This window comes from Vibrio sp. TMPB1044, from assembly GCF_030442075.1.
GTDB classification, from domain to species: domain Bacteria; phylum Pseudomonadota; class Gammaproteobacteria; order Enterobacterales; family Vibrionaceae; genus Vibrio; species Vibrio satsumensis.
Map to the genome: position 1 here is coordinate 1 of NZ_JAUJED010000036.1, position 2,629 is coordinate 2,629.

3 protein-coding genes are annotated in these 2,629 nt (G+C 39.7%); 1 reads left to right on the forward strand and 2 read right to left on the reverse strand.

All coding sequences use genetic code 11. From position 1 onward, the window contains the following. Nucleotides 1–369 precede the first annotated feature (369 nt). Both QQ041_RS20270 and QQ041_RS20275 read right to left on the reverse strand, forming a co-directional pair. Nucleotides 370–669: a hypothetical protein gene (locus QQ041_RS20270; RefSeq protein WP_192854692.1), complete on the reverse strand. Its 300-nt coding sequence runs from the start codon at nt 667–669 to the stop codon at nt 370–372. 16 nt (nt 670–685) lie between these two features. After that, nucleotides 686–1,459, reverse strand: a complete 774-nt coding sequence (locus QQ041_RS20275; protein WP_285954928.1) for a ParA family protein — start codon at nt 1,457–1,459, stop codon at nt 686–688. Between the two features lie 390 nt (nt 1,460–1,849). On the opposite strand from QQ041_RS20275, the gene QQ041_RS20280 reads away from it, so the two are divergent. Beyond that, a complete protein-coding gene (locus tag QQ041_RS20280; RefSeq protein ID WP_171762994.1) occupies nt 1,850–2,422 on the forward strand; it encodes a DUF2913 family protein in 573 nt (190 codons plus the stop codon). Nucleotides 2,423–2,629: the final 207 nt, after the last annotated feature.

Here is a 2,629-nt window from a genome sequence, read left to right on the forward strand (position 1 = left end):
GACGGTTAACAGCCTGCGAACCCGAAAATGAGGCGAGTGAAAGAAATCGGCGCATAAGAAAACAAGCCCTTATTCGAACTTATTCAAAGACAGAGAGATCAACGAGGAGGGAACGACAAGGCGCTAAGGCTCTTAGGACAGTCAGGGCCTAGCCCGCAGGGTGCCCCTTAAGGCAACATAAGAATCGTGATAAAGACACGTTTAAAGTGTTTGTCTTTACAAGGAAATGAGGCTCAGAACAGGTAACAAGACTCTTCAAGTGTCATGTTCATCAATGTTTGAAGTTAAGTCCGAGGTAGGCCCTATGACATCGCTTAAAGTCTATAACGAGCCTTTAGATAAGACATGTAGTACATATGTAATACATGTTTAATTCATTTTGTTGATCAACTCAATGAGATCTTCATCATCGATCTTGTCTCGATATAAAGCCAAGGCTCGGTACAGTTTTGCTGCAGACACATTTCTCTCTGTCTGCTCTTGCAGATTTGCTACCCAATCAGTTATCCGTTCTTTATCAGTCAGTGACATTCTAAGAGTCAGAGGAGGCACCTTATAAGATGTCGTCACTTTCTTTTTGACAGTCGTAATTCCAGTCGACTTACTTGAGCCTTCGTTCTTGTGAGTGGAGATAACTGTTATCGCTCCTCGTGTCTTTAACTTACTCATGTGTATTACCTATGTATTACATTAAATTTAAAAGAAACGCAGCGAGCTTTCGGTAATCGTTATTAACAAGAGAGCCCGATTTATAAAAGCGCACAGGAGAAGAAACGGCATTAGCTTGGCCGACATGCTCAGAACGACGGACAGATACTGGTAACAATTTATCTTGTACTACCTCCAATTCCTCATCAATGAACTCATTGATAATAGTGTTTCTTGAGTCGACCTCGTTCCTCAGGATCAGATAATTACCTTCATCCTCCTTAATTTCAGATACAGCTTCGAGTAAAGGGCTAATGCCGTCCAATGAAAATGCACCTGAATCAATAGGGATCAAAATAAGGTCTGAGGCCTGGATTGCGTTGAGAGTCGTTAGGGATAAGTTTGGTGGGGTATCAAGAAGAATGAAATCATAGGTATCACCTAACTTTGCCAATTGCTTCTCTAAAATTCGTTCACGATTAATCTTTGTCAGTGATGTTTCGATGACACGTGACAACTGAACATCAGCAGGAACAACATAGAGGTTTTCAATGGAGTTCCCATTAAGCTTTGCAGGTTGAATTAAATCGACAATGGACACAACTTTAGGCTTATCAAACAAAGCAGCAACCGTCTCTTCAAACTTAAAATCACGTTGTCCGGTTAACGTTTTGGAGCAGTTCCCTTGAGGATCAAGGTCAATGACTAACACTTTTCGTTTTCGTGTAAGCTCAGCTCCTAAATTGACAAGAGTCGTGGTTTTTCCAACGCCACCTTTTTGGTTCGCTGCGCTGATGATCTTTGTTTTCATAGTAGACACCTCATGTATTACATGTGTAATACACAATAATAACCGCACATAGCCCTGTCAATGTATTACATAGGTAATACACTTTTCATTAAAAGTTATCCATCCGTTACTAATCGATAATATCAAGGCTGTAAAAAACCTAAAGAAGATGGCACCAGCCGCGTTGAATTAAGTTATTAGGCTTCTCACCAACCAATACCTGTTGTTTAACCTAACCTCAAGACTAGAATCAAAGTCGAGTCCTAAAATTGAAAATATTGTGACTACGATGGGTACACGGTTTAAGCATTACAACGAACAACTAGCAAGTTACGTCACTTTGCTTTCTGCCATAGAGCCTTGCTATTTTCATGATAAGATACCCTCACCAATAAATAGTCCATGTGAACAATGTCAGAACATTCATACCATCAACTTCTTAAGTCGACCTTCGAAAACACTCTTCTTCACCTTTACTTCAAAGTAAACATTGCCAGTCACTTTGTTAAAGAAGAGCAACGAAACAAGATCATCATTGACTTCTTGAAGCCAAAAATCAAACAAGCTCGATATAGCATTATCAAGAAAAAGCTTAAAACGGTTTGTTTGATGAAGAATAAGTTTGGCTCAATCGAAAAACACTTAGAAAGCGTTTTATCTCAATATTCAGCGATAGAAAGTCAAAACGACGTTGATAAGCTTTATGCCTTGTTAGAACGCTTTGAGAAGAGCGGATTAGAAACAAAACTTATTGAAGAGACCCCTAAACAGGAAATGGACGTTGTTTATATCGACAGAGCACATATCGATAACTGCTTCGATAATGAAAACCGTCAGATTGCACCCATTTCGCTGTTTATACATACGAATGAATTAGACAGGTTCACTCAGTGCTTAGTCACCCAGCCTTATTTCACATTTGAGTTGTGCCAAACAAGTGAAGAGTTGAAGAACTATCACTATCAAGTTCACCCAATTAGCTAACACAACCAAATCTAAAAAGCAGGGCACTTCCAACCCATATCAAGATGTGTTTGACGCGATTTACCAAGTGGTACTACCAGCCTTTTCCTTTTATCATCACAATCTATCGATCGAAGACTCTCTTCGATATAGACTGCTTCTCTATTGATGACGGTAAATTGGTTGGGAAAGGGATACTTGCATTCGATAAAGCTCTCCTAGACGAGC